The organism is Vibrio sp. SCSIO 43140 (assembly GCF_023716585.1).
Classification (GTDB): Bacteria; Pseudomonadota; Gammaproteobacteria; order Enterobacterales; family Vibrionaceae; genus Vibrio; species Vibrio maritimus_B.
Map to the genome: position 1 here is coordinate 1,674,708 of NZ_CP071851.1, position 24,934 is coordinate 1,699,641.

General features: G+C 46.8%; 24 protein-coding genes. 8 read left to right on the plus strand and 16 right to left on the minus strand.

Features of this window, described 5'->3' with window-relative positions:
- Together J4N45_RS25920 and J4N45_RS25925 are read left to right on the plus strand one after the other, a co-directional pair.
- Entirely contained in the window at window positions 1–900 is a 900-nt protein-coding gene (locus tag J4N45_RS25920) for a hypothetical protein (RefSeq protein ID WP_252015530.1), read from the plus strand.
- Between the two features lie 4 nt (window positions 901–904).
- Window positions 905–1,429, plus strand: coding sequence for a GNAT family N-acetyltransferase (locus tag J4N45_RS25925; RefSeq protein ID WP_252015532.1), 525 nt, complete (start codon window positions 905–907; stop codon window positions 1,427–1,429).
- Between the two features lie 7 nt (window positions 1,430–1,436).
- Here J4N45_RS25925 and J4N45_RS25930 read toward each other — a convergent pair whose 3' ends face one another.
- Complete coding sequence (locus J4N45_RS25930; RefSeq protein WP_252015534.1) at window positions 1,437–2,366, minus strand: SRPBCC family protein; 930 nt, start codon at window positions 2,364–2,366, stop codon at window positions 1,437–1,439.
- Between the two features lie 201 nt (window positions 2,367–2,567).
- Here J4N45_RS25930 and J4N45_RS25935 point away from each other — a divergent pair, with 201 nt between their 5' ends.
- On the plus strand, window positions 2,568–3,029 hold the full coding sequence (locus J4N45_RS25935; protein ID WP_503058240.1) for a fasciclin domain-containing protein: 462 nt from the start codon (window positions 2,568–2,570) through the stop codon (window positions 3,027–3,029).
- Between the two features lie 51 nt (window positions 3,030–3,080).
- On the opposite strand, the gene J4N45_RS25940 is transcribed toward J4N45_RS25935, so the two are convergent.
- From J4N45_RS25940 to J4N45_RS25950, 3 genes are all read right to left on the minus strand, one after another.
- The gene (locus J4N45_RS25940; RefSeq protein WP_252015538.1) at window positions 3,081–3,644 is read right to left on the minus strand and encodes a DUF4136 domain-containing protein; all 564 of its coding nucleotides are present in this window, start codon (window positions 3,642–3,644) and stop codon (window positions 3,081–3,083) included.
- A gap of 93 nt (window positions 3,645–3,737) precedes the next feature.
- A complete protein-coding gene (locus J4N45_RS25945; protein WP_252015540.1) occupies window positions 3,738–4,436 on the minus strand; it encodes a lipid-binding SYLF domain-containing protein in 699 nt (232 codons plus the stop codon).
- A 153-nt stretch (window positions 4,437–4,589) separates the two neighbouring features.
- Window positions 4,590–5,171 carry a class I SAM-dependent DNA methyltransferase gene (locus tag J4N45_RS25950; RefSeq protein ID WP_252015542.1) on the minus strand — a complete coding sequence of 194 codons (582 nt, stop codon included), beginning with the start codon at window positions 5,169–5,171 and terminating at the stop codon, window positions 4,590–4,592.
- Window positions 5,172–5,350: 179 nt separating this feature from the next.
- On the opposite strand from J4N45_RS25950, the gene J4N45_RS25955 reads away from it, so the two are divergent.
- Window positions 5,351–6,229, plus strand: a complete 879-nt coding sequence (locus tag J4N45_RS25955; RefSeq protein ID WP_252017251.1) for a LysR family transcriptional regulator — start codon at window positions 5,351–5,353, stop codon at window positions 6,227–6,229.
- A gap of 242 nt (window positions 6,230–6,471) precedes the next feature.
- Window positions 6,472–7,149: a cation efflux transmembrane domain-containing protein gene (locus J4N45_RS25960; protein ID WP_252015544.1), complete on the plus strand. Its 678-nt coding sequence runs from the start codon at window positions 6,472–6,474 to the stop codon at window positions 7,147–7,149.
- Window positions 7,150–7,179: 30 nt separating this feature from the next.
- Here the strand turns inward: J4N45_RS25960 and J4N45_RS25965 are convergent, their stop codons facing one another.
- Window positions 7,180–7,884: an START domain-containing protein gene (locus J4N45_RS25965; protein ID WP_252015546.1), complete on the minus strand. Its 705-nt coding sequence runs from the start codon at window positions 7,882–7,884 to the stop codon at window positions 7,180–7,182.
- A gap of 69 nt (window positions 7,885–7,953) precedes the next feature.
- Window positions 7,954–8,871: an aromatic amino acid DMT transporter YddG gene (gene yddG, locus J4N45_RS25970; RefSeq protein WP_252015548.1), complete on the minus strand. Its 918-nt coding sequence runs from the start codon at window positions 8,869–8,871 to the stop codon at window positions 7,954–7,956.
- A 204-nt stretch (window positions 8,872–9,075) separates the two neighbouring features.
- Here yddG and J4N45_RS25975 point away from each other — a divergent pair, with 204 nt between their 5' ends.
- Window positions 9,076–10,608 (plus strand): phospholipase D family protein, encoded by a 1,533-nt coding sequence (locus tag J4N45_RS25975; RefSeq protein ID WP_252015551.1) that lies wholly within the window; start codon window positions 9,076–9,078, stop codon window positions 10,606–10,608.
- A gap of 70 nt (window positions 10,609–10,678) precedes the next feature.
- Here J4N45_RS25975 and J4N45_RS25980 read toward each other — a convergent pair whose 3' ends face one another.
- The 8 genes from J4N45_RS25980 to J4N45_RS26015 form a co-directional block, all read right to left on the minus strand.
- Complete coding sequence (locus J4N45_RS25980; protein WP_252015553.1) at window positions 10,679–11,491, minus strand: hypothetical protein; 813 nt, start codon at window positions 11,489–11,491, stop codon at window positions 10,679–10,681.
- A gap of 13 nt (window positions 11,492–11,504) precedes the next feature.
- On the minus strand, window positions 11,505–12,611 hold the full coding sequence (locus tag J4N45_RS25985; protein ID WP_252015555.1) for a methyl-accepting chemotaxis protein: 1,107 nt from the start codon (window positions 12,609–12,611) through the stop codon (window positions 11,505–11,507).
- Between the two features lie 270 nt (window positions 12,612–12,881).
- Window positions 12,882–13,034, minus strand: coding sequence for a hypothetical protein (locus J4N45_RS25990; RefSeq protein WP_128650681.1), 153 nt, complete (start codon window positions 13,032–13,034; stop codon window positions 12,882–12,884).
- A 142-nt stretch (window positions 13,035–13,176) separates the two neighbouring features.
- Window positions 13,177–14,070 (minus strand): LysR family transcriptional regulator, encoded by an 894-nt coding sequence (locus J4N45_RS25995; protein ID WP_252015557.1) that lies wholly within the window; start codon window positions 14,068–14,070, stop codon window positions 13,177–13,179.
- Window positions 14,071–14,108: 38 nt separating this feature from the next.
- Window positions 14,109–15,260 (minus strand): anaerobic sulfatase maturase, encoded by a 1,152-nt coding sequence (locus J4N45_RS26000; protein WP_252015559.1) that lies wholly within the window; start codon window positions 15,258–15,260, stop codon window positions 14,109–14,111.
- Between the two features lie 11 nt (window positions 15,261–15,271).
- Entirely contained in the window at window positions 15,272–16,039 is a 768-nt protein-coding gene (locus J4N45_RS26005; protein WP_503057371.1) for a hypothetical protein, read from the minus strand.
- 13 nt (window positions 16,040–16,052) lie between these two features.
- Window positions 16,053–17,459, minus strand: coding sequence for a DUF1254 domain-containing protein (locus tag J4N45_RS26010; protein WP_252015587.1), 1,407 nt, complete (start codon window positions 17,457–17,459; stop codon window positions 16,053–16,055).
- Between the two features lie 78 nt (window positions 17,460–17,537).
- A complete protein-coding gene (locus J4N45_RS26015; RefSeq protein ID WP_252015589.1) occupies window positions 17,538–19,088 on the minus strand; it encodes a sulfatase-like hydrolase/transferase in 1,551 nt (516 codons plus the stop codon).
- Window positions 19,089–19,341: 253 nt separating this feature from the next.
- On the opposite strand from J4N45_RS26015, the gene J4N45_RS26020 reads away from it, so the two are divergent.
- A complete protein-coding gene (locus J4N45_RS26020) occupies window positions 19,342–20,700 on the plus strand; it encodes a DUF1254 domain-containing protein (protein ID WP_252017252.1) in 1,359 nt (452 codons plus the stop codon).
- Between the two features lie 87 nt (window positions 20,701–20,787).
- Window positions 20,788–21,900, plus strand: coding sequence for an OmpP1/FadL family transporter (locus tag J4N45_RS26025; protein ID WP_252015591.1), 1,113 nt, complete (start codon window positions 20,788–20,790; stop codon window positions 21,898–21,900).
- A 62-nt stretch (window positions 21,901–21,962) separates the two neighbouring features.
- Here J4N45_RS26025 and J4N45_RS26030 read toward each other — a convergent pair whose 3' ends face one another.
- The gene (locus tag J4N45_RS26030) at window positions 21,963–23,114 is read right to left on the minus strand and encodes an arginase family protein (protein ID WP_031494544.1); all 1,152 of its coding nucleotides are present in this window, start codon (window positions 23,112–23,114) and stop codon (window positions 21,963–21,965) included.
- A 165-nt stretch (window positions 23,115–23,279) separates the two neighbouring features.
- Window positions 23,280–24,848 (minus strand): hypothetical protein, encoded by a 1,569-nt coding sequence (locus J4N45_RS26035; protein WP_252015593.1) that lies wholly within the window; start codon window positions 24,846–24,848, stop codon window positions 23,280–23,282.
- Between the last annotated feature and the right edge of the window lie 86 nt (window positions 24,849–24,934).

Below are 24,934 nucleotides of genomic sequence, written 5' to 3' on the forward strand. Positions count from 1 at the left end.
ATGGAAAAAATACTAGCAGGAACCAGAGTACTTTTCGCCATTGCCATCATGGCATTAGCTTGGTCGATTTATAGTTTCACCATGGAGGCGAAACAAGTTCGCACTGAGCTCCCAAGCTTGTTGACGCAGATAGATCAGACCGCGCAGCGCATCACGCCCGTCATAGAAGAAGTTCAAAAGATACAAGCGATTATCCCAAGTATTCTTGAGCAAAGTGCTGAGTATCAAAAAGCGATACCCGAAGTGTTGGCGAGAGTTGACGACATCAATAAGCAAATACCTACTATCATTGCCGAAGTTGAAAACGTGAGAAACGCCATTCCCCCTATTCTTGAAGAGACACAAAACTGGCACCGCTCTTTGCCAAGTATTCTCAAGCAAATAGATGAGACCAATCAAACAATTGAGCAGACCAACAAACAAATAGCCGCGACGTCGAAACAGATCCCTGCCATTTTGGCTGAGAGTGAAGCGGTGCGTAAAGCGATGCCCGAGATAATCAGCCAGGCTGAAAGCCTAGTCCAACAGGCTGAGCAGGCCGGTCGTGAGGCCAGTAAGGGCGCGGTCACAGGGGTCATTGGCGGCATCCTTAGTTCACCATTCCAACTTGTTGACTCACTCACCTCTCAAACCTTTGGAGTGAATGATGAGAGTTACTCAGACAAAGATAAATCGCTACATAAAGACGCGGTTGAGAAATTAATGAGAAGTCCGAAGTCTGGAAAATCTGTTCCCTGGAAAAATACCACCAGTGGTAATTCAGGTACCGTAAAAATCCAGTCTGCGGAGCAAAAAGGTAGCACAACTTGCTACAGCATCGTGAGCCAACTCACCATAGCCAAAGGATCAGACAAAGGTACGCATAGCATCGTAACTGAGCGATGTGTTGATAACCAGTAGCATTATGAAAGTTCAATATATTGAAGATAGCTCAGTGGATGAGCAGCTTAATCAAGCACTGATCGCTCTACTCAGCGCCTGTTTTACCAAGCCAAGCGACGCAAGGTTCAAAACTCAGCGTTTTTACAATGAGATGCCGCAACACCGCTGGTACGTCACGAGCGACAACAAACACCATGTTGTCGCACATGTTGCGGTACACGAGAAAACCATTGAAATTAGAGGTCGCTCCTATCCTATTGGCGGCGTAGCTGAAGTATGTGTTCACCCAGACTATCGCAAAAAGGGCTTGGTCAAGACGATGCTAACTGAGGTTCACCAATGGATGGAGCAGCAAGGAATGCATTTTTCGGTTCTGTTTGGTCGAGATGAAGTCTATGGGTCTAGCGGGTACATTCGAGTTACCAATTTGAATGTCCTTCAAGAGGACCCTCTAGCTCAACCAACCCCCGTATCGGCGATGGTCAAGCCTTTGAACGATTACCGATGGCCATCTAAACCTGTACTACTGCCTGGTCTGGTTTTCTAGCCAAAGCTTACTTCTTAAACAACACCACCTCAGTGACCAAGTCTTTCGCTTTATTCTCACGTGGGTCATTGAGGTACCTTTCGAGCCCCAATGGACGACGCTTAACTTTAACCTTGTGGTGGCGTGATGCATTCATTGCCATCGACCAAGCATTGCCCATGAAAGGGTATTCGCCTGTGTGTTCAACAACATAGGTCTCACAGCTAGCCAGCGTACCCGTTTCAAATGGCTTCGCTACCTCGACCTTTTGTCGCATAGGGAAGCAGGTCGTAAACTCAAAGAACTGCTGCTTCATTTTCATAGAGTGATATAGCGCAAAGGGTGGCCCGGCTATCTCTAGCCCTTTCGTTTCTATGAGCTGGTTAAGCTCAGAAAAGTGCGCTTGCATTTGCGGCCCCAGCTCAGCAATCGTGCCACTACCGCGTACCCCCACATAATGTATCTCGTCTTGAGTTCGCTCCCCAATAAGTTTGAGACGCGAGTGAACTTCGCCTGTTTCTAACGCAGACTTGAGCATCTTTAACCCGCGCTCATAATCCATCCCTATCATGGTTTGAAACAAGCCTTTGAGAAAAAACAGATACCATGGCACCTTGCTCTTCATGCTCCAACGTACTTCGGTATTATTGCCCATTTGTACCGCTTGAAGGCTCACCTTGGCCTCAGATTTAAACGGCCTTTGAAAGCTTAAATGCATGTCGAGCTGCGTGGTACTGCGCTTCATCAAGGTCATTTCTCCCGCGCCAACAAGCTCACCGTCCCATTGATACCCATCGCCGATATTGCCCTGCTCACCCCGATAATCAAGCTTGCATTCAGGCTCCATAATGAGCCACGGGGACCACTGGGGCCAGTTCCGATAATCCGCCAAAAAGTTTATTGCGCTCTCTGCTTTAGTCGCGATATCAATTCTTTTTTCAACAAAATAATCCAACATGTTCAGTCACTTTGCGTTATTTAATGTGAGTAGTTTAGCTGCCCGTAAACAAACCTGCTAAACAATCTGTTTTGAACTGAATACATTTTGTTAGCCAATTTTGGTGATCGATGAGTTATTCGCCGCGTAAGAGACGACTGCGAATAGGAATAAAAAAGGATCGCAGATATGAAAACACTATTAACACGTTCGTTTGCAGCAATGGCAGCACTTCTTCTTTCAATCTCGGCTTTCGCAGACCACCACGGAATGAAAAAGGACATCGTTGATGTTGCGGCAGAAAATGGTTCGTTCACGACACTTGTCGCTGCAGTTCAAGCTGCGGGGTTGGTTGATACATTAAAAGGGGAAGGTCCTTTCACGGTGTTCGCTCCGACTGACGAAGCGTTCGCCAAGCTACCTGAAGGTACTGTCGAATCTCTGTTACAACCAGAGAACAAAGACAAGCTGGTTGCTATCCTAACCTACCATGTGGTACCGGGTAAGGTGATGGCTGCAGATGTGATGGGACTGGACAAAGCGAAGACAGTCCAAGGCCAAGAGGTTATGATCACCAAGAAAGACGGTATGGTTATGGTCGACAACGCAACGGTTGTTGCGACAGACGTTAAGGCCAAAAACGGCGTCATTCACGTCATTGACGCTGTCATCATGCCGAAGTAACGCAACACGTTACCCTATAACGAAAACCGAAGCTTGACGCTTCGGTTTTCGTTATCTTGGAGGCAGGTCATCTAACATGGAGCCTATTAGGTTTTTGAGCTCTTCTCGCTCTGCTGAATCTTTTACTCTCTGATCGGTTGGCCCTTGAGCAAGGGCTCTCCATCTTGGGAACGCGCCAACCGAGTCAAAAACAGCGATATAGATGCTGCCCTTCTCACCTTTTTGACTATCGCCCTGTATACCCGTTGCAATCTGCGTGCTTTCAAAAATCTGTTCATCGTTCATGGCATTTTCTGTCGCTATACCAAAATCAAGGTGCATTGTTGCCGCATGACCATCACTGACGGCGATATAACCTTTAGACGCTAAAACCTGGTCGATTTGAGCCTTGATAACATTGAGGTAATAGTCCGCATCATACTCTTTCGAAACATGTGCGACTGGAGAATCATTGCGCCAAGAGTAGGTCACAACTCCAGATTGAGGCAAAAAACTAAAATCACCCGTTTTTGCAACCCCATAGGAAAAGTTGAGTGGTGAGTTCGTTGTGGTAGACGTCGTACACCCGACCAAAGCGATGCTGGCAAAAAGTAATGAAGAGAGCAGTTTGTTCATTGGCAATGTCCCAAAGCGTAATTTAACCTAAGGTCTAAACACAATAATGCACTAAAAAACAACAAGTTCAAATTTTACTCAGCAGAATGGCATTTATTGGTAAACCGCTCGGTAAGCAACACCCTCTAGCCTATTACGCAAGTTCTGCGCTTCCCCCTGATGGGTATCGTAATTTGAAAGCACCTTCTCTGCTGAAAAATCGTCACCATATAGAGCTTGGTTGAGGTCTTTGTCTAGCGATAGTGTAAAGGTATCGATACTTCCACCGAAGTACAGCCCTTTATTTTCGGACACCATCATCGCGCTGACCCCCCCGGAGCCACCAATAACCTTGCCACTGACGCCTTTCCCGACTGTCAGGTCTGCCGTGCCACCCACTTTAGTCGGGCTAGATTTGAGGTTCTCAAGTACATCATCTGAGAGAATCACGCCGACACCACTTATATGTTGAGCTCCCGCTAAAAGCCCGATCATTGCGCTGTGGAACTTAACAAACACAGGTTCGCTCCAGCGATGATCCTCACGAGTCAGTAATATCCCTCTTCCCCATTGGGCGCCAATGAGAAAGCCCGCCTGACCACCCGACGGGAACACCACAATAGCCTTTGCCACGCCGGTAAGATTTTTCACAGACTCCCAATGGTCCGTCGAATCAAACATGTCGATTTTTTCAGAAGCCTTTTCGATGAGTTGTTGTGCTTGCTCCCTGCTTTTTTCGTCACTTGCACACACGGAACTGGCAAACAACACGCTCGTTGTGGCTAACAAAATAGCGAGAAGTTGGCTGCTCAATCGTTTTGATCTCAGAAACTTTGGTCTCAGAAACTTTTCTCCCAGAAACATAGTTAACCTGCTTAAAATTAATACGCCAGCAGCATAACAAAAAAAGGTGAAGCCAAAGGCTTCACCTATTCGTGATTCAGATAAAAACTATTGCGATTTATGCTATTTGCGACCAACGCCCATGAGAACTTTTTTTGCTCCTTTGCCAGCGTCTATTTCAAACGGTACGGTCACTTCAACTTTCTCGAAGCCAGCATTGAGTAAAATCTCTTTTGCACGCTGCTCAGTTAAACCATATCCCAGGTCATCGCTATCCACCGCCCAATCCCAGTGAATAAACAAGCCATACTCATCAAGAAGGGTATAGATAATGTTGACAGTCTCTTGAAGGTTATCAAGGAACCCACACACCGACGACGCCACAACCAAATCAAACTGATTACGAAATGCTGGATGCTGAGCGACCAAACCGCGAGTCAATAAGTCGACGACTGGTTCAACGTTTTCCAGTCCCTTTTTATCAAGCTCTTCGATCATGGCCTCAGAGCCGTCAAGCGCGACAATTTCTTTTGTTGCAGGTGACATCAACTGACTTAAAAGGCCTGTACCACAGCCAAAGTCCAACACCGTTTTGCGCGTTAATGAGGTCTGCGCGGTGAGTTCTTCAAAACAAGACTGTGCAAAGGTAGCCGTCGCTTGGTCTTTCTCCCATGTCGCAGCGTACTCATCCCACTCGTTAGACATAGTTTACTCCATTCATTTGCAAGTGCTGAACACAATATAAGCACTACATTTTAATCCTTAATGACTACGCATAGATTAAACCAGAACGCCAAGCAATTCCTAGTGTTATCTTCGTATTCTTTGGGACTCGTGCTATGATTTTTATTCCTTTGTTTTCGGGTGTTTGAGTGACAATGTCGATTAATCTTTCCCAAATTGAAGCCTTTTGTGCCGTTGTTAACACAGGCTCTGTGTCTGAAGCAGCGCGAATGCTGAACTGTAATCGTACTAAGCTCAGCATGGCGATCAAAGCACTTGAGAAAGATCTCGATACTGAACTATTTGTTCGTACTGGCAACAATGTCACTTTGTCAGAAACAGGGAAGGCCATCTTCAAAGACTGCGACAACCTACTGGTCACTGCGGCACGAATTCGACAAACGTGCGCACAAGTGTCAGGCGAGTTTGCAACCGAGCTTCGCATTGCTCACGATGACAGCCTACCTGATAAGGTTTGGCAGGATCTCACCATAGAACTTAACCAACGTTACCCTGCTATTTCACTCAATATTGTTCTCGCCTCTTCTGGCGATCTCGCTGATATTGTCGAAAAGAAACAAGTCGACTTTGCCTTTGGAGTGGATTTTGAGAGACAAGGTGACCCAAGGCTCACCTACCAACCACTTGGTAAGATTCGAATGATGTCGGTATGTCGCGCCGACCACAAGCTATCGAATTTGCCTCGGGTCTCTGACGAAGTATTACGAGATGAAATGCAAGTGTCTCTTGCCTATCTAAACCTACGTGATAACCCGGAGTTACTGCCTTTCTCATTGAAATACATCGGCTTCTCGAGTTTTGAATTTATGCTCAAGACCATTATTTCCGAAGGTGCTTGGGGGGTATTGCCTGAACCACTGATTCGTCAGCTTCTGCGCGAGCAAACACTTTCAGTGATAAAGCATACCTATGGTCTAACTCAAGAAGACTTCAGTATGATTGCCCCTTCGGGGATGTCTGAGCACCCTGCCATGACTTGGCTTGCTGATCAAATCAGCGATTACCTCTTCACTTTCTAGTTATATCGCCAAGTCGCACTGCACTTAAAATACTCAGCGCTCTGGTCAACATCACATATTTTTAATGACCGCATCAGTGGGTGCCATGATTTTTGACAGCAAGAATCATCACATAACCTTCTGATATATCTAACTAAGATCATCTACCTCACTCCAACATAGTTCTCCCATCGACAGTTAAAGTTTGAAAGTTAATCACTGCGGCGAAACAATAGACTCAATTCAAACAAAAGGTAAATCCCATGTCTTCGCAAAAGCAACACAACGAGTCTTCCGTATTGAGAGTTTCAGCCATTATCGCAACTGGCTTTGCTGTCGCAGGACTTGTCGTGGGTGTGCTTATGGGCTCGCTCGTCATCGCCTTTGACGGTGTTTACTCATTAGTAAGCTTGCTGTTAACTTTATTGTCGCTGGCAGCGGCACACCAATTGAAGAAACCAAAGAGCCATGCGGCTAAATATGGTCGCCAAACCGTAGAGTCGGTTGTTATTGCCATCAAAGGTTTCGTTATATTAGTGATCGTCTTGGCGTCTCTATACTCAGCGATAAGCTCGATGTTCACCGGTGGTCGTCCGGTGGATACTACCGTCGCAACCATTTTTGGATTGTTTAACGTATTAGGCTGTTCGTACGCTTGGTGGTATATCTCTAAGCAAAACAAAGTACTGTGTGCAAACCTGATCGAAGCTGAGACGAAACAGTGGCAGATGGATACGCTATTAAGTTTTGCAGTAATGGCGGGCTTTATCACCGCTTGGGGACTAGAACAGTCACCATGGTCACACCTGAGTGTCTATGCGGACCCAGTGATGATGATTTTGATTTCGGCATACTTTATTAAAGTACCAGCGTTTATGTTGATCGATGCGTGTAAGTCTCTGTCTCAAGCTGACGATGTCAACTACGCACGTAATTCTTAATGCTTGATTGAGACTGACGCTTAGTAGGCTTTAGTCTCTAACATTCGGATGAGAGAGATGTTGGTATCCAGCAATCTCTCTCTTCAATCCTCTGAAGGTCTCAATGGCGCCTTCTACAGTAAGCTGATTTGCCAGCCAATCTGGCAAAGCCCCGCCCACATCGGCAAACGCCGTATACACCACAAACACGTCTCCATCAGATAACTTAGTAAGCTCCCAACGCGCTCGCACTTGGGTAATTCGTATGTAATCAGGTTGCTGAGCTAAATACTCAGTGGCATCGCTGATCTCTAACACAAATCGACGACCTGATTGGTAATAGCGCGAATAGGTGACCATATCACGATTTTTGGCAGGCCAAGGGGCGGCGAAGGTCGTGTAGACCACATTTTCATTGGCAGAGAGCTGGGCCAGCACCTTGGTTTTATCTACATTATGAAGCCACCGAGGAACGTTTTTTGTATCCTCAAAGAGTCGCAGAAACGCGGCAAAAGTCGTTGTCATATCCGCATGAACGCGAATCTCAATTAGGCCATCTTTGTGTTCGCGCTTATAAAGCGTCACCGCATCTTGGTTATAGCTGACAAGCCAAGGCTTCCCGCTTGGCGCTGCAAATGAGGTAATGCTGTAAAAACTTATTCCAACACCTAGAACGACCAACCCAATTGCTTTAACAAAAAGTCGGTGCTGGCAATACCTCAACCAACCATGGTGTCTCTGCTGAACACACTCCATTTACCCCAGTCCTATTTTTTTATTGTCTTACCCCTCTTACGATAGTAGAACCAGATAAGATTGCTGTGCTTATAGAACCGACGCCTCTTCGCGCTCAGGTTTCTCTCTCGTTGCCCATGCGCACATTAACGAGCCTAAAGTCACCAGCACAACGCCCTGCCAAAAAGATTGAGTTAACGCGACAGATAAGTAAAACGACGAAAACAAAGTGGAAAACACAGGTGTAAAGTATGAGAAAGTCGCAATCAAAACCATGTTACCGCCGATGATCGCCTGATTCCAAAGCGCATAGCCCGCACCCATCACTATCCCAGCCAGCAGCAAGGTAGATACCGACGATAGGTTGAATGCCATTTCACGCTCATTGCTAAACGCATAATGAACCCAGAGCGTTATCGCTGTCATGGCGAAAAACACCACAATCGCATTCTTGCCACCGCTCATTGTCGGGGTTATGTTGCAGTAGAGCGCCCAAATAAAGGCTGCAGAAAACGCCATACTGTAGGTAATCGGATTTGTTGCAATATTGCTTTTGATGCTTTCAATCGACAACGTCGAGTCACCCGAGATACACCACACTACCCCAATAAAGGCGAGTACCACGCTCGGATAGACAAGAATATTCACTTTGCGACCGCTAGTAAGAACAGCAAACAACACAGTAAGAGCCGGCCACAAGTAATTAATGACTGCCATTTCCATCGCCTGCTGACGGTCATTCGCCATTCCCAGCGCTAATGCCAATAAAATTTCATAGGCAACAAACAAAGCACCACCAAATAGCAAGTAACGTGTATTAAAGTCACTTAACCTTGGAACGCCCATGACCAAAGCAAGTGCAAGCGTACTCACGCTGTACATCAAAGCCGCGCCGCCAATGGGTCCAAAAAGTTCTGCGATATCTCGTGTTAGCGCCATAACGCAGCTCCACATTAATATCGCCATCACACCAAAGAGCGTGTATTTATTACTTCCCAACCCGGCCATCTATACTCCTAATATCCAGCTCACTAAATCTGGTTTAATCCGTTATAAGCAATTGTTATGCAACCTTGTCGCTTTCGATTAGGCTATACTTATTTGCTATGAAATATGTCAGTAAAAAGGCGAACGATTCAGTGCAAATTAGCGCTTGAGTCGTTACACTCTCGCTGCATTTTTAGAACTCTATTAAATACCAGCACTTTAACTATGCCCAATATTTTGTCTATCAAAAAATTCTTCGTTTTGTCTCTTATTATCGCGTTAAGTGGCTGCGTCTCGTCCAGCATTGATCCGAGCCGATACGAAAAAGAGAACTCTTACACCATCATCAACGCCGAGCCGACTCGACTTGATGAACTATTCAAGCGTGAAGTCTCCTCCCATTCTCTTACCGAAGAAACCGGGTTTTATCCATTAGACAAAGGGCACGATGCCCTGCTCGCTAGGCTCGCTATCATCGAAACCGCTCAGTCGAGCATTGATGTTCAATACTATATTTTCCGTGATGATGAAGCGGGTAACCTTATCGGTTGGCGCTTATTTGAAGCAGCGGAACGTGGCGTCAGAGTACGTTTGCTTCTCGATGACATGCAAAAGTACGACGACCAAGATTTGGTGAGATTTAGCAGCCATCCAAATATCGAAGTACGCATGTTTAATCCACACCACCTGCGCTCTGCTCGCGGCATTTCGATGTTGAGTGACTTTGAACGCCTCAACCACCGCATGCACAATAAGTCGCTTACGGTCGATGGCATTGTCTCGATTATCGGCGGACGTAACGTAGGGAACGAATACTACTCCATCGAATCCAACGTCGAGTTTGCCGATCTTGATTTACTCATGGTCGGTAAGTCCGTACGTCAGGTCAATCGTCAGTTCGATCTCTATTGGAACAGTGACTACAGCATTCCCATCGAATGGATAACACCTATCGAAGAACACTACACCGACGCCGATGTCGATAAATGGGTACAAGAGCTCGATTTGGAAGCTAAGTTTTCTGGAGGCACTTACGATTTTGCCAAGTTGCCGTTGTACAACGACCTCATCAATGGAACGGTAAAACTCTACTGGGGTATCGGTGAGCTGCTTTATGATCTTCCCGACAAACCCGATAGCAAGCAAAGTACACTTATTGATAGCCTCAACTCTGTTCTAGAGGATTCTGAAACCTCGTTAGTGTTTATATCTCCTTATTTTGTACCCACAGAACAAGGAACAAAGGAGCTCATCGCTGCGGTACAGCAAGGACTCGAAGTGATTATCATCACTAACTCTCTGGCATCAAATGATGTATTCGCCGTACATGGTTGGTACGCAAAATATCGCGAAGACTTAGTCGAGGGTGGCGTGCAGCTTTGGGAGGTGAAATCCAATGCAGAGATTAAGAAAAACTGGAGTTTAACAGGCAGTAGCCGATCCAGTTTGCACACCAAAGCGATGATCATTGATAAGCAAAAAGTATTTGTTGGTTCGATGAACCTCGACCCGCGCTCTGCACATCTCAACACAGAAATGGGCGTGGTGATTGAACAACCAGAATACGCTCAGAAGGTTTATCGTAACCTTATTGATGAAATCCCAAAAACAGCTTACGAAATGAAGATGGAAGATGGCGATCTCGTTTGGTTTGATCATACCACCGGAGAAACACTGACATCTGAGCCAGAAGCAAGTATCTGGCGCAGAATGGGCGCCTGGTTTAGCGGTATATTACCGATAGAGGAACAACTATAAACCTCCGACAACACTCATTGCCTCTGAGGCTTGTACGCCTCAGAGGTCGAAATCGCAGGACAAATCCAGTTTAAAGGTGTTCACTCAGTTTACTTACTCGCTCATCGAAGACACTAAACACCTCATCCAACGCTGCTGTCGCATCATCAAAATACTCTAATGCAGCGACGCTTGGGATCATGATGAGCACCTTGTTCTCTATTGTGCTAAGAAGTTTTTTCACTGTCGGATAGTCTGAGTGTTTTTGCGCAGACACAAAGTTATGAATCGACTCATGTAGATACTTCAAACGAATGCGCTCGACACTCGAACATTTTGACTTCGCAGCCACACCCGTCCCCAACGCACGAGCCTGACCGACACATTCGGCCACTTTCAGTAGGTCCTTCCAAAGCGCCGCTATGGACTCCTCGTCTTTTTGGGGCAACTCAGCTAACCGATAATGCTGCGCACACTCCTCTACAGACTCCAGAACCGCTGCGAGTAACTGATTGTGAGTAGCGAGATTTTGTTCCGCTGACCACTGCCTATAATGTGATTGAACTACGGGCCATTTATCTTCGACATGACGCCAACTGCTCGTACCCCGAATCGGCTCATCGAGCATGGCTAACGTTTGCAGGAGGCGATTGATGTCGCTTTGAAGCGATGGCAAACGGGATTGAAGTTTATCATCCCCACAAAGCACTCCGTTGGTGATGCCTCGGTGTTGCTGAATGGTCGCGAGCAACTGTCGAAGCGTCGTGAGATGCTGTAACCCCCCCTGTCTGGTAGCTTGAATACTATTGCAAGTACTCGCTCGCTTCCAAACTATCGACCCCAAAATAAGCAGAACTATAGAAACGCCCGCGATAATTGGTAGGTTTGTCAGTATCGTATCCATCTTCATTGACTCCTTACGCAGTTAGCTTTTCGAGATGTTCGGCAACTTGGGCATTATCCGCCGCTGTTTCCGCATTATGCTTTGCGGTAACGGCAACCTGCTCCATGTTGCTGGAGATCTCCTGAATCGCGATCGCTTGTTGTTCTGAGGCAGCCGATACGCCTGCGACCTGGTCAGTGATCGATGCCATAGAGACTTTCATCTCCTCTAACGTCTCTTGTGCCACCAGCGTTTGGTTAGTGCAACGGCTGTTACCCTCTCTCACTTTCTCAACCATTGCGGTCACATCACTCATGCTACTGGTCACCTGGTCAACATGAGAGGTAATTGCATTTGCAGATTCATGACTTCGCTTGGCCAACCGCCCAACTTCTTCCGCCACCACGCTAAATCCGCGTCCATGTTCGCCTGCTCTCGCCGCTTCTATTGCAGCGTTCAGAGCGAGGAGGTTAGTTTGCTCAGCAATATCACGGATAAACTGTGACATTTCAGATACGGTGGACAAGTGGCTCTCTAGCGTCACTATGCTGCTCGCGGTAAATCCAACTTGCTCTTCAACTTTCTCAACACTTGCTTGAACGCTCACTAACGCTTGATTTCCTTGTCCGCACAAAGCATTGCCTTGCTCAATCGCCTTCAGTGTTTGCTCAATACGACTCGACACATCCTCAATACTTTGCGAGATTTCGGTGGCTGCCGACGCTGATGACAACGTCGAGTCCGCTTGCTTGTCACTGTCCCTGGCGGCATCCACTGCATTACTGGCTAGCTCCTGCGCGCAAAAAGCCATCTCTGAGCGCATGGCTTCTGCCTTTCTGAGCTTTCGAGACATCATTTGAACGACGTCATCAATGGCATGAAAACTCGAATAAAGTAACGCTATTGAGCTTGGAAGTGTCGGCTCTTCGCCACCCTTCATCTGCACCATATACTCATTGAGTACACGAACTTCTCGGCTTAAGGAAAACAGTAAAAGTGTTGATAATGCTGCCGTTATGAATAGCAGCACCATACCAAGTTGATTGGCTTCAAAAGCAAGTAGTGCTACCGATGAAATCAAAGCGAATGTCAGCAATAGATTGACGCTGTTCAACGATGTTGCACGTAAGATAAGTATCATCTCTCCCCTCCCTGGCTAAAGACTCGCTCTCTTTATGTCTATGATTGAACTGCAACATTCATTCCAGTCGACGCGAATAGGGTGAAATAGTGCTGAGACTCAATAGTATTAGCGCTTGTAGTACATTCAAAGATTGCACACCTACGATGCAGGCATGGTTTAAAGAGGGGCAACGCACCAAGAGAGTGCAGTATACTGATAGTATTAAAAATTAAATGAAAATGGCGACCATTGGGTCGCCATTTAAAAAGAAGAACTAAGCAGTAAAGATTACGCTTTTTGTAGGTCTTTTGCTGGGTAAGTTAGAGACATGCCGTCTACTTCTACACGAACGTAGAAGCCGCCACTGCTCAAACCAGTCACGACCATTTTACCTAGATCGATACCTTTAGTTGCAACTACAACATCATCAATAGCAAACATTTTTAACCCTTAATTGGAAATAAGATTAACAGCAATCTTTCGGGCGCTATTGAAGCAAATGTGAAGCCTTGGGACTAATCAGGTTTTTTATCGTCTGGACAAAAATTATCACTCGAAGTGCACACCAAACGAAGCGAACCGTCTACGACATCAGGCGATCCAACTCGGAATGCAACCAGTTTATAAAACCAGCATGACGATTGGATGCATGAAAAAACAGAGCAGTCTCTCTTCGAAAGGTGTCGCTTTTTACCTCGGGTGGAAGCTGTTGCGTCACCATATCCATACCCAACAGATCTTCCACGCGCTTCGACACAACGCCAAGCGCGTCACTTCCCTTAATGATTTCAAATAACAATGCAAGATCGGCCGAACGCACACTTATTGACTTATCCAGTTTGTACTTTTTAATCAGCATCTCCACCTTGGAAGCCTCGATGTAACCGGGAATAATACTCAGACACAAGGGATACTGAAGAACCTCTTCTAATGCTTCAGATTGAATGGGGTGGCCTTTGCGTTTAATGAGTACAAACTTGTCGTCAGGAAGTGCCTTTTGCATCACATTTTTGTTGGTTTCCAGTGGCAAGTAACCAACACCAAAATAGTTAGGTTCTTGCTCCAACATCGACAAGGTCACAGCGTTCCAAGGCTCGCAGTTGACCGTTAAGTTTGGCGCCTGCTCGCAGAGTCGTGTGATAAGTTTTGATGCAATCGGAGCCATTAAAGTAGCCGGGAACACTAAAGTAATATCCCCTTTCATTTGAGATATATGCCAGCCTTTGTCATCTTGATACAAGGCCTCCATTTCCTCGACTAAAGCGGGAAGGCGTTCCATCAATTGTTGGCATTTCGGCGTTGGCTCTAACTTGTTCTTGTTACGAACAAAAAGATCGTCATTGAACTGATGCCTGAGCTTTCTCAGCATCGTGCTGACAGTTGGCTGGCTAATGTTCAGCTTACGTGCTGCCGCGACCGTTTGCCGGGTTTGAAACAGGACGATTAAAAGGCGAAGCAGGTTGTAATCTTTATCCATAACGACTCATCTAGCTCTAATCATAACCGAAGTCTAAATCAAAACAGTTGGTAATACTTTGGTGAGTATCCGTTTTTCATCGCATCAACCATTCTTAACATTCGCGGCAATGCATAGGCAAAAAACGTTTTATAGCCTGAACAGAGCAGGTTCATCGGCTCTGAATCTTGATTCAACAAAGTTCGATTTTTAGGGCAGCCACCATGACAGAGAGGCAAGAAATCGCACTCGTGACACTGTCTACATAAGCTTTCCCATTTGCTCTCCCCAAAATGACGCTGCTCTGTGCTGTTGACCATTTCTCGTAGCGGGCGATAGTCGTTTTGAGCAGCGTCCTTACACTGTCCCAATGAGTATTGCTCATACCCATAGTGGTCGCAGCTAAATACCTCCCCATCAGCCTCGGCCATCAGTTGCTGTCCACAAGTTGGGGCGTGATGGCACATTTGACTCGGGTAATCCATAAGAATAGCCAAACAGTTTTCAAAAAACTGAACATTCACTTGCCCGATATCCCCGTCACACCACTCATCAAAGACATCACACAAAAAACGCCCCCATTGCTCGCCACTCAATGACCAATCATAGTCTGAGCGGCGATCAAGATCATGGTCAAAACAAGGCTGAAACTGCAGATAGTCACTGCCATTTTTCGTCAGAAACTGATAGATCTCCTTGCCTCTGTGAAAGGTTCGATTGCTTATTACAGTCAAGGTGTTGAACTCAACCTTGTGCTGGCGAAGTAGCGCCATTCCTTGCAATGTCTGTTCGAAACTAGAGCCCCCTCGTTTGTCTATTCGCCCAATATTGTGCAGCAGTTCCGGCCCATCAATACTCACACCCAGCATGAAATTGTGTTTGGCAAAAAAACGCGCCCATTTTTCAGTGATCAGGGTGCCATTGGTCTGCAACGTATTCACAATCCGCTTACTCGTTGGGTATCGACTTTGCTCTGCAACCACGGTTTCATAGAAGCTCAAGCCTCTCATCATCGGCTCTCCCCCATGCCAGATAAAATCGACCACCGGCGTATGGGAGGGCTGCGCTGAGATGTGCTCTGAGACCATAGTTCTCATTGCCTCAACATCCATTTTGTTTGGCTTGTCCTGATTAAGGTAGTAGCAATAACTGCAATCTAGATTACAGCGGCTACCAACGGGTTTAATAAACAAACTAAAGGGCAATTGCATTTTTTAATGCCTTATATTTGGTAGTTGAACTCTAAACGATGTAACCCATCCTTGAAGTCTGTTTTTTGTGACCAGTTAGAAAAAAAACGAACACTTAGCCGTGGAGAAGCCTGATAAGACAGTGCGACTTCATGGGTCAGCAGCGAGCTCCCTCCTTCGATGCCCTCCCTTGTGTACTCATCACTGCCAGAAAGTGTCGTGAACCACATTGGGTTATAGTTAAACCAAAGCTTATCCGTAAAACTCACTTGTCCGTATGAGCCAACAACAGCAAACGTCCCCGGGACTTCATAGCCACCGACGTGCTCACCCGTGTCATCTACTGCATTACGAAAGTTCAAACCTGCTCCCAACAAGGGGAACAAGCTAACAGGGCCTATCTTTGGTATTGCCTGAATGAAACTATAAGATGCATTCCCTACCTCATTTTTCACGTCATACTGGACATCTATTTGACGACCCCTGCCATTCTTGTAGTTGGCATGGAAGTTTCTGAATCGAAAGCTATCGATACTATTATCCCTTCCATCATTCCAGCCGATCTCTTTTCCCAAGAAACCTTTAACCTCAAAAATGTTCATCGCTGCAGTACTAGGATTCCCAGTGTCATATGAGCGACCGACTTTGAGATTAAAGCCTTTATCTGTCACCCCCATACCAACCTGTGTGTACACAGCCAAAGGATCAGACATATCCTGCACGTCCTCGGTGTCTTCTGCCCAAACAAGTTGAGAACTGCACGCGCAAAGCAGCAAGATTTGGAGTCTTTGCATACTCAATCTACCCCGCTTCTTACTGCTGAACTTTCTCAAGACCGGGTACCGTCCACTCCATTCGCAATACCTCTTGAGAAGGGACATACAAACGAGTCAGGAGGTAAAACTCACCCTCCGGTATTGGCAACCAGTTCTGGTTATCAGAAAGCGCCTGATTAGACAGATGAATCTCAAATGAGCCATCGTCACCACGCTTGAGTGGCATTGAGTTGTTAATGCTGTAGCGGTTGATTGGGTTCTCGACCAGCATCTTGGTTTTGGCATCATAAACAGTGACTGACCAGAACGCGCCAACAGGAGGTTCTTTATCAAATTTCATCACGTAATCATTGTTGCCGGAGAGTGGCTGACCTTTCGCATCCATTGCTGCCATCGGGTAGATAGCTTCTTTCGCACCTTGTCCACCCAAATAAGGGTGGGCAATCAGAGAACGCATGGCGTTGTCATCACCAAAACCATCTAGATTAAAGGCATAAACCCAGCCATCTTTGATCTCCAGCGCCGCAGGGTTTTTCTGCTGAGCCATAACGATTGACTGTCCGTCTTGAACCGCTTTGATCATCGCTTCGATAGTTGCCACACTCAGGTTACTGCGATCAAAGCCTTGCTCTGTAATACCTATCTTCGCCAGTTGACCTAGTATCGCTTGCTGTCTTTCTTCGACAGGGTTGTCTTTCAGGTACGCGCCGAGTTCTTCATAAAATCGAAGTGGGTCGCCCTCTTCTCCCGCGCGTGGCGGTAGAGGTGTGACTGCGACTTTTTCGCCATCAAGATACTCTTGCAGCGGAGTCAGGGTGTACTGATCCTGAATGCGATGAGCAAACACATCATCACTGCCTTCAAAGACTTGCGTGCGTCCCCAAAGCCAAACTTTACTGGTTGGCGCTTCCACGATTTGAAGCTCTCGTGGAACGTCAACGTTAGACTCCCAGCCGGGCGGCACCAGTAGGAGTTGCTTCGAAAGTTGTCCGGTTTCGCGAGTGCCCACATATTGGAACAAGTTGTGCCACATATCGAACATGTTGATCACGTAATAGCGGTCATTCACCTCAGGAACCGATAGCACCATTGGCCCCTGACTCAAATCCAATACTGCACTTGAATAGAGGGTGTCGCGGTTTGCAGACGGCATATCCAAATCATGAGGCGTACTCAAACGTCTCGCATGGCCGAACTCGTTAAGTGGCGCTCGATAGCTGGTATCAGAGATTGGCTGCGTCATATCAGTGTACTTCCGAGCAATCTGCTCCATTCTGACTAGGGTCGAGCCCCACACGTAAGCGTTAACACCCAATACATAGCTTTCATTTTGCATCGCCTGCTCAGCCGTCATCGGCTGTGTTGGAACGGCTGCGATGGTTGGCAAGACAAACAATGAGCTCGACACAACAAGCACGCTTGCTAGTAGCGTTTTCTTGAACATAAAAGAACCTTTAAATGAAAAAGTGAGATAAACCTAAATCCGCATGCAGCCTACGATAGGCTGCATGCGGTGGGTCGGTTATTCGATGGTGTTGTTACCCATACCGACACCTGTCCCTTTCTGAACTGGTGGGTAGTCTTGAAGCGATTTTTGATACTTGCCAATCGCTTGATAGAACTCTGGCAACACCCAAGACTTTTGCTTCATCCAGTGATACCAACCTGTAGTGTCTGGCGAGCGCTCATACGGATCGGCCTTGATGTTCACGAGTACGCCGAATGGCCACTGTTTCGCAGGCTCGGTCCACGTCGTTTTAGTGCGCAGGTGTACCTTCCATTGATCAACACGAATCGCGTTGAGATCCGTTTCGTTATAGAAAAAGAACTCTCGACGTTTGCTCTCACCATTATTCGCGAGCATGTCTAGCTGGTTATAACCGTCCAGATGAGCAACACGCTTAGTGCCTTCGATCTCTTTGCCCTTGAGAAGCTCTTGTTTGACGGTGGTATCACCTGCTGCGGCCATGAGTGTTGGCAACCAGTCTTCCGCTGACATCATGCCGTCGACATAAGTGCCTTGAGGTAGCTTTTCAGGCCAGCTCACCAGCATTGGAACCCTGAATCCACCATCCCAAGTTGTACCTTTTTGACCTCGGAATGACGCTGCGCCTCCATCTGGCCAGTGATCTAGGTTCACGCCGTTGTCTGAGGTAAACATTATGATGGTGTTATCGAGCTCACCGGTCTGGCGAAGCTTTTCAATCAAGACCCCAACCTGATCATCGAGCTCTTTCAGCGCATCGTAATAGGTCGACGTCTGACTAACTCCCTCATACTCCTCTCTCACATGAGTAATGGTGTGCATTCTCGATGGGTTGTACCACATGAAGTAAGGCTGGTCGTCGCTCTGCGCTTCGTGCTCATCTATCCACTCGGTTGCAAAGTTCAAAAACTCTTCATCAATGGTCTTCATTCGCTCTTTGCCAAGCGTTCCTTTGTCGGTGATCTTCTGTTTGCCGACCACACCAAACCTAGGGTCTTCGGACTTATCAAACTTATCCGTCGCTACAGAGTGAAGTACATTACGCGGAACGCCGGTGAAATTAGGATCTTTCGGGAATTCTGGTTGCTCTGGCATTTCCATCACATTGAGGTGATAGAGAAAACCGTAGTATTCGTCGAAGCCGTGTACGGTAGGGAGGTGACTGTTGTTGTCACCAAGATGGGATTTACCCACGTGAACCGTCGCGTAGCCTTTTTGCTTGAGTAACTCGGCAAGGGTCGGATTCTCTTTTTTAATCCCCAACTTTGAGCCCGGTTGCCCAACGCCAGTCAAACCGGTTCGAATCGGATACTGACCGGTGATAAAAGCGGATCGTCCGGCGGTAGAACTGCTTTGGGCATAGTAATCGCTGATCATCACGCCGCGCTGGGCAATGCTATCGATATGAGGCGTTTTAATCGCGCCCAAGCCACGGTGATAAGCAGACAGATCCATAGGTGCTACATCATCAACCATGATGGCAACAATATTAGGGCTTTTAGCCAGCACAGATGCGCTCGCCAACGAAGCGCCAACCACCAAAGCGGCAGTAATCGCATTTTTCGCAAACTTTGTTGTGTTTTTCATTAAGTGTCTCCGCTGTAGGATGCGGTTGATGTTAATGAAAACTCGATAGATATAGAGCGATAGCGACTATTACGTTTTCCAATAGTCCTTTTTTGAGTACCCCTAAATTAGAAATCCAAATAATCACTATCACACAAACCAATTTCGCTTCACGTTACTCTCTTCAGACCTTGGCGCGATGCTGTGACAAAACAGTGAGCCAGAGAACGATGGGATAGATATGAAACGAAACACTCTCAACACATTCACACTGATGCTTGCCATGGCATCCGTGCCTCACATCGCTTGGGCAGACGAGCCAATCGACCCCGAAGAAGAGCTTGCCTACAACCTAGGGGTTCAAGCGTTCATTTATGGTGCAGGGCCGCTAACCGTCGCCGCCGTGCGAGAGACAACCACCTCCGTGGACGCGCCCATGGATAACGCAATGGCTCCTCTCAACAAAATGGGCAAGACACGCGTTTTATCAGGCCCACAAGATCAGATAGTGCCAACTGTGAACAACGACACTCTGTACTCACAAGCACACTACGACCTTGATATCGCAGGCCCGATGGTTCTAGAGATCCCAAAAACAGATGATCGTTACTTCATCGTTCAGTTGCTTGATGCTTACTCAGATTCTATTACCGATTTGTATCGCGACAACGCCGGCACTGACGGCTCAAAGTATCTTCTGGTCAACAGAGGTTGGAGTGGACAAGTACCTGAGGGTATCGATGGTGTGATCGAGTCGCGCACGCCTATGGTTTGGCTAATCCAGCGCACTGGTGTTTCTGGTGAGTCCGATCTACAAAGCGCACTCAAAGTACACGATGGGTTTATTAGCTATCCTCTCACTGAATTTGGCAAGCCGCACCAGACAGTCACGCTGACCAAATCGAGTAATCGAATCCCACCAATGACACTGCCTCAAGGCTTAGATTGGTATGCCTTGATTGATAAAGAACTGAGAAAAAACCCTGTCTCTGAAGACAAAGCCGTAGTTGATCAGTTCTCTTACATAGGCATTGGTAATGACACTTCATTTGATGCAACCAAGCTATCCGAGGCACAAAAGCGCGGTCTATTAAGAGCGATTGAAACCTCAAAACAAGTGATTCAATACGCTGGTCGAAGTGTCGGTACGACAAACAACGGTTGGTCAATGATGTATGAAGGTGGACGCTATGGTCATGACTACCTGAGCCGAGCCAGCATCAATCTGCGCGCGGCTGGGCTCAACGTGCCTGAGAGAGCGCTATACCCTAATCGATATACTGATGCTAAGGGTCAAAAGCTCTCCGGAAACCACGCCTATCGAATGACGATGCCGGCCAATCCCCCTGCAGACGCGTTTTGGTCACTGACGATGTACGATGCCAAAAACCTGTTTATGGTAGAGAACAGCATCGACCGCTACTCCATTTCTACCAACCGTTCTGAAGAGCTGAAATACAACTCGGACGGATCACTTACCGTGTGCATACAGAGCGACAAACCAAAGGATGAAGACTGTAACTGGTTGCCTGCTCCTAAAGAAGAGTTCTACCTGCATATGAGACTCTACGAGCCAACACAAGCCATCCTTGACAATCAATATATGCTGCCACAAGTTCAGCGTATTCAATAACCTGACTTAGGGTTCTTCCATAGCCCTGCCAATGGAGTAACCGCGATTGGTTGCTCCTTTTTTTATCACTTCAAACACAACTCAATAATGATGAATAAGACCGTTCCACTATCCGCCTTTGCTGCCCTGGGGCTCCTCTCTTTCAACGCGCACGCAGCGGGTCTGGCGACGTCGCAGATTGCCACAGTAGAGAGTGTTGGCAGCGCAGGTGTCGCAGGCGTGACCAACCATAGAGATGCCTCTGCCACCATCACTAACCCAGCAGCGCTGTCGGGAATTGACACCAGCAGTGCTGTTGTGGGTATTCAGTACGTTAACGTACAAAGCGAGTTTGCTCGCCAGTATAGTGAGCTCTCGACTGAAAGCCGCGGCGCGTTGTGGGTTCCAAACCTGTCGTATGCGCGCCGACTTAACGAAGATAGCGTCGTTGGTCTATCGCTTCATTCACCCGGTGGATTGGGCGTCGATTACTCCAATGGTGTATCGGCAAACCCACTGAATCTTCTCGAAAGTAATCAGATCTCTGTCGTCAATCTAACGGCCGCTGCGAGTCATCAAATGACTGAGCGTCTTGCACTTGGTGCAAGTGTGATTGCACAGTACGCCTCACTTGAGATGGTCACCAAGGGCGGAAATATCAAAGGCGATAGTATTAGCCCCACCTTTGGTCTATCGGCTTTTTATCAAGCCACCGATACCATTAATCTGGGGGTTAACTACGTTCATAACACGCAGCACAGCGTGAGTCCCAACCAAAACTTGATCGGTGACGCCGCCATCAACTGGCCCGCGAGCCTCGATTTGGGGATCAGTAAAGCGTTGAGCGAGAACGTCACATTGCAAGCGAACGTCGGTTGGCAGTCGTGGAGTAATTATGATGACGGCTATCAAGATACATTCAGTACCGGCGTGGCCATCCGATATACTAGAGAATCTTGGCTCTACTATTCAGGCGTAAGCTATGATTCTAGCCCTGTCGAGGCACACCAACGAGATACGCTCCTCCCACTTGATGAGCAATGGCGCATTGGTTTAGGTGCTGAAAAGCAGTTGAGCTCAGGTTCAAAAGTTGGCGTTGCCTATCAATATCAACACCTAGGACAAGGAGAAATCACTTCAAGCGACTACCAAGTCTTCAGACCCAATGGGCAATATGATTCAAACCGGGTTCACTTTGTCACCCTATCCTACCGCTACTAGCAAAAAAAGCCCCAACCGCATAGCGATTGGGGCTTTAAATCAAATGTTATCAGTCAACGTAATTACAGCGATACAGAACCAAATGCTTGGTGCCATACTGTATGACGGTTTTCGCCACCGTTTTCTTTCTTACGCTCTTCTGCTAGCCAACAAAGTAGTTCCCAACCGAAGCCAGCTGCGATGATGCCGTCTTTATCTGTTGGATCTGTGTCTGGCGTGTATTCTGCAATATCAGCACCCACAAGACGTACTTTACCTGAAGCCTTCACTTTACGGATGATGTCGTAAACCTGAAGGTGAGTCAGACCGAATGGATCTGGGCTCGAGTTTGAACGACAGAACGCAGTATCAAGTGCATCTAGGTCAAACGTGAAGTAAACCGGACCACCATCGCCACAAAGTTCAATGATCTTGTCTGCTACTGCATCCACGCCTTGCTCGTAAACTTCGTTAGTCGTGAAGCCAGTGGTACCAAATGCGATGTGGTTACCTTTCACCAGCGCCGTTTGACGACCACGCATACCAATCTGAACTGTGCGCTCTGGATCCGCCAGACCTTCAGAGTACAGTTTTGGTAGCCAGTGACCTGATGTGTATGGGTAATCAAAGTCAGCACGAGTTGATAGGTCGTAGTGCGCATCGAAGTGGATAACGCGAAGTGGACCGTACTTCTCACCGAGTGCACGCATCGTTGGGTATGGGATTGTGTGGTCACCACCGAAAATAAGCGGCGTACAATCTTTTTCAACAACCATGTGGTGAAGAAGTTCAGTGAGCTGCTCAACTTCTGCTTTCAGCTCAAACTGGCCTAAGCTGTCCCAGTTACCGTAATCAGAAACACGACACCATTCGAATGGGATCTCACCGTTGTCACCAACCGTACCCATACCCATTTTACTTAGGTGGCGTAAGCGTTGTGGTGCGAATTTGTGTGAAGAACCAGTAGGAGAACACTTCTCAATACCCATACCGTAGATAACAACATCTGTGTTATCTAGATCTTGAGAGAATGGCGCTTGGTAGAAACCTAGGTAGTCTTTGTTGATAAAGCTCATCTGTTCGATGCCTTTACCGCCACCTTGCTCTTTAACGCGAGCTAGATAAGCCGCGACTTCTGGATCTAGGTTATCTGCTGCAGATACGTTTTCCCAAATGTGCTTATACTTTGCTACTTTTTCTGGGTCGATTGCTGGCCATTTTTTTACGTTAGACATGATATTGCCTCTCTACTTGGTTGATATGGCAATACTAACGTAACAATTCATGGTTCAACAGTAACAAGGGGTACACTTTACTTTGGTAACATACGTAAATTAATCAGTTTACGTTAAAACAAAAAAACCAGACTATTCAATACGTTGTTAATACAGTTCCCGTTACTATCGCACGAGTATTTGCCGTGCTTTCTCAAGTGTTTCGCACAGTGATTTATCGAGAATCATCACTTTCAATAATTGTTCAGAGATCCTCGGAAGCTCTGACACCATGCCATTCGCCTCACTCCAATGCTGCTCAGCAAACGCGTAGTGCCCTGTCACCTGATAAATTAACGCCAATAGAATGGTTTGAAGTACATTGCCTTCCACGTAAAACAACTCGATGCTTTGCAAAGCCGCATCCATATCCTGCTGTCGAATCGCATTCAGCGCTTGGCTTAGTTTGAGCCAGTTTGGGAAGTACTCATCTTTACCCAACAGATCAGTCAGAATTCGAATGCCGTAGTCAAAATTACCCGACAGACAAACCAGCCAACCTGCAGCACCTATGGTGTAGTGTGAATTTGGGTTAAGTTGAATAATACGCTCTGCGCAACTCTTTACTTTTTGTTCGTTGTTCGTCAGTAGCGCCCACCAAGCTTGAGCCAAAATCACTTCGCTATCATGTGGGGAGAAATCCAGAGCTTTTGCTACCAGCTTTTCACAACGCTCAATCACTTGCTGTTGGTCCATAATGCCAAACAACAAAGCGTCACAATATAACTGTGCCAACGTCGCCAACATTCGCGCATCATTGGCATAGCGCTCTAAGGTCAATTCCTCGTATAGCGCAATCATGTCCTGCAAACTTTCTTGGCTCATTTTCGTGAGATACTCAAGATAAAAAAGCCTGGCTTGATAGTCATTTAACACCGTCTTGTCGTGGTGCTTTATGGCTTGAAACTCATGCATCGAGATAACGCCATATGAGGAACCAATCTTGGTTGCCATCTTTTGTACTATGCGCTCTTGTTCCCCAAGCGAACCAAGTTCACCCATCAACTCAAAACGTTCGCTCCATATTTGGATCCCCTGATCGGTCTCACTCAACGCAATGGTTATGCGAGTGGACATGCTATTTCGTCTCACCGAGCCTGAAATCACGTACCTAGCCCCGAGCAAACGACGCAGTTCGCTCAGCGATATTGAGCCTTCTGATACTTCTTGAATCCGAAGCGGAGAGAGTACCGCCAATTGATCAAAGCGACCCAAAGCGTGGTTCAACTCTTCTTGCAGTGAGTTTGTCAGATCCACGCATAATTCGTCTTGGCTTGTAAGAGAGAAAGGTAAAACCGCGATGGTTGGGTAGTGAGTATCAGGCAGTGTTGGCTCTGGTAAGTAGCTGCCATTTAAAGACAATATTGGCGTATAGCTTCGCTTTGGCAGTTCAATCAGCACTTGACAGTTAGGGTTATCCTCAAAGAAGACCGCGAGAGATTTTCTTAACTTGGTTGCAAGCATTCGCACCATTGGATCACTAGATGGATCAAAACTGGTGGGCTTTCCAAACAATTCGGTGGCAATACCATACTGTGTCAGCTCGTCCCCCAATCCAGCCTCTGCCTTCTCCACAATATACTGCAAGAACGCAACTAACTTGGGGGACGAATAGAACAGCGGATGAGACACTATTTTTTCTAGTGTGTTTTGGAGGTGCTGCTCGGTGAACGGCTTAGAGTCTGTATTGGACATACTGATTTTGAACGAGTAAGTGCTTGTAATTAGTTTATCACCTCAGAATTGCATTCCCACTGGTTTTATTAATGAAAAGGAGCCAT

Coding starts and splice junctions, on each gene's coding strand:
- J4N45_RS25920 (WP_252015530.1), top strand. CDS start 1: ATGGAAAAAATACTAGCAGGAACCAGAGTACTTTTCGCCATTGCCATC.
- J4N45_RS25925 (WP_252015532.1), top strand. CDS start 905: ATGAAAGTTCAATATATTGAAGATAGCTCAGTGGATGAGCAGCTTAAT.
- J4N45_RS25930 (WP_252015534.1), bottom strand. CDS start 2,366: ATGTTGGATTATTTTGTTGAAAAAAGAATTGATATCGCGACTAAAGCA.
- J4N45_RS25935 (WP_503058240.1), top strand. CDS start 2,568: ATGGCAGCACTTCTTCTTTCAATCTCGGCTTTCGCAGACCACCACGGA.
- J4N45_RS25940 (WP_252015538.1), bottom strand. CDS start 3,644: ATGAACAAACTGCTCTCTTCATTACTTTTTGCCAGCATCGCTTTGGTC.
- J4N45_RS25950 (WP_252015542.1), bottom strand. CDS start 5,171: ATGTCTAACGAGTGGGATGAGTACGCTGCGACATGGGAGAAAGACCAA.
- J4N45_RS25960 (WP_252015544.1), top strand. CDS start 6,472: ATGTCTTCGCAAAAGCAACACAACGAGTCTTCCGTATTGAGAGTTTCA.
- J4N45_RS25965 (WP_252015546.1), bottom strand. CDS start 7,884: ATGGAGTGTGTTCAGCAGAGACACCATGGTTGGTTGAGGTATTGCCAG.
- yddG (WP_252015548.1), bottom strand. CDS start 8,871: ATGGCCGGGTTGGGAAGTAATAAATACACGCTCTTTGGTGTGATGGCG.
- J4N45_RS25975 (WP_252015551.1), top strand. CDS start 9,076: ATGCCCAATATTTTGTCTATCAAAAAATTCTTCGTTTTGTCTCTTATT.
- J4N45_RS25980 (WP_252015553.1), bottom strand. CDS start 11,491: ATGGATACGATACTGACAAACCTACCAATTATCGCGGGCGTTTCTATA.
- J4N45_RS25985 (WP_252015555.1), bottom strand. CDS start 12,611: ATGATACTTATCTTACGTGCAACATCGTTGAACAGCGTCAATCTATTG.
- J4N45_RS25990 (WP_128650681.1), bottom strand. CDS start 13,034: ATGTTTGCTATTGATGATGTTGTAGTTGCAACTAAAGGTATCGATCTA.
- J4N45_RS25995 (WP_252015557.1), bottom strand. CDS start 14,070: ATGGATAAAGATTACAACCTGCTTCGCCTTTTAATCGTCCTGTTTCAA.
- J4N45_RS26000 (WP_252015559.1), bottom strand. CDS start 15,260: ATGCAATTGCCCTTTAGTTTGTTTATTAAACCCGTTGGTAGCCGCTGT.
- J4N45_RS26010 (WP_252015587.1), bottom strand. CDS start 17,459: ATGTTCAAGAAAACGCTACTAGCAAGCGTGCTTGTTGTGTCGAGCTCA.
- J4N45_RS26015 (WP_252015589.1), bottom strand. CDS start 19,088: ATGAAAAACACAACAAAGTTTGCGAAAAATGCGATTACTGCCGCTTTG.
- J4N45_RS26020 (WP_252017252.1), top strand. CDS start 19,342: ATGCTTGCCATGGCATCCGTGCCTCACATCGCTTGGGCAGACGAGCCA.
- J4N45_RS26025 (WP_252015591.1), top strand. CDS start 20,788: ATGATGAATAAGACCGTTCCACTATCCGCCTTTGCTGCCCTGGGGCTC.
- J4N45_RS26030 (WP_031494544.1), bottom strand. CDS start 23,114: ATGTCTAACGTAAAAAAATGGCCAGCAATCGACCCAGAAAAAGTAGCA.
- J4N45_RS26035 (WP_252015593.1), bottom strand. CDS start 24,848: ATGTCCAATACAGACTCTAAGCCGTTCACCGAGCAGCACCTCCAAAAC.